This window comes from Oleiphilus sp. HI0128 (genome assembly GCF_001635365.1).
The window spans coordinates 1-1,347 of the sequence record NZ_LWGG01001274.1; the positions used below are offsets into that span (position 1 = coordinate 1).

Consider the following 1,347-nt stretch of genomic DNA (forward strand, 5'->3'; position numbering starts at 1 on the left):
AGATTTCGAATACCATAATTTTCGGTATAGGCCTGCGCCATGGTTTCCCCCATTAGCACACCAAAGGGTGTATCTTCATCAGGCCCGGCAGGAGACGTTCCCGGAAAAGGAAGACCAACAGTCTCTGCCCCCGTATTGACCGGTTCAGGCCCAGCGCCATTACGCCCATGCGGGACTTCGCTTGCACCCGTGTGGCAACCGTTACATTCTATTAATTCCCCTGGAGCGACTTGCAGCCAGTTTTGATGACGCTCACTAGTACGCTGCCCTTTTTCATTTAATACGCTAAGTGCAAAAGCAACATTGGCTGGTACGGTCACCATTACAGATCCATCTGGTTCAATAGGAACATAACCCAGGATTTCCCGCATAGATTGCGCTCGACTTCTACCAAAAGCGGAGTTATCAAAATCACGTACGTTTTCATCAGGTATTGAAACAGCCTTCTCGATTCTTAGAAAACGTTGAGGACGCTCAGAAGGCTCTGTCACCTCAGGATTAGCAAGCGCCGCTAAACCGGCAGGAGACGTATCTTCACCATCAAAGTCATAGACACTGCGAATATGAATCGCTCCTAAACCATTACCAAAGTTTTCCAACTCTACTGGAACGTAGTCTTCCGGTTCTGGCCGACTTGTAACCAACATCACCTGATCGTAGCGATTACCTTCACTCGGTAAGGCAACCACTTTTAAGGTCTTATCGCTCGCATCATAGACATATAAACCATAGAGAGGTGTCGCGGCTTCATAGGTATCTGAAGCGAGTTTCTCTTCGGTACAATATTCTGGCTGGCCTTGTTGATCACCATCTGTTTCAGCATCGATATCGATCAGGGCAACACGACATAAGCTCCAGCTCACCAAGTAACGGTTTGAGCCATCATAAAGCGGTACAAAAGCGCCATACTGACCATTTATCGTTTGTTCATCACTTGAGGTGACCCCGTCAATAATCGCGACTTGCGCCTGCCCTTCAATTGCGTCACTGCCATCGATGGCACGGTCTGCATCAATGAATTCATCCAAATTAATCTCGAGAGGTTGTGCGGCAAACGTAGCGCTTTCGAAGGTACGCAATGAAACCGCAATATTACCGTTTTCTAACTCTTTAGGTTTCAAGAACTGAACTTGGTCACCGTCTTCACCTGAATCATGGGAATGGCGGCCATAGAGGTAATTCAAGCCTGTACCGTCGGGGTTAATCTCGTATAAGTTAACACCATTGTTTCGTGTTTGCCCCGCGTTATCCCAACGAGAAAACAGGACTTTGCCGTTATTCAACAGGATAGGGTCTAGATCGTGGCTTTGGTTAAAGGTAAGTTGCTGAATATTTTGTCCATCACCA

The 1,347-nt window shown here is 47.2% G+C and carries 1 pseudogene; it reads right to left on the minus strand.

Annotated features, from left to right (window positions below):
- Positions 1-1,347 (minus strand): annotated as a pseudogene (locus tag A3763_RS29025) (hypothetical protein); the annotation flags it as partial.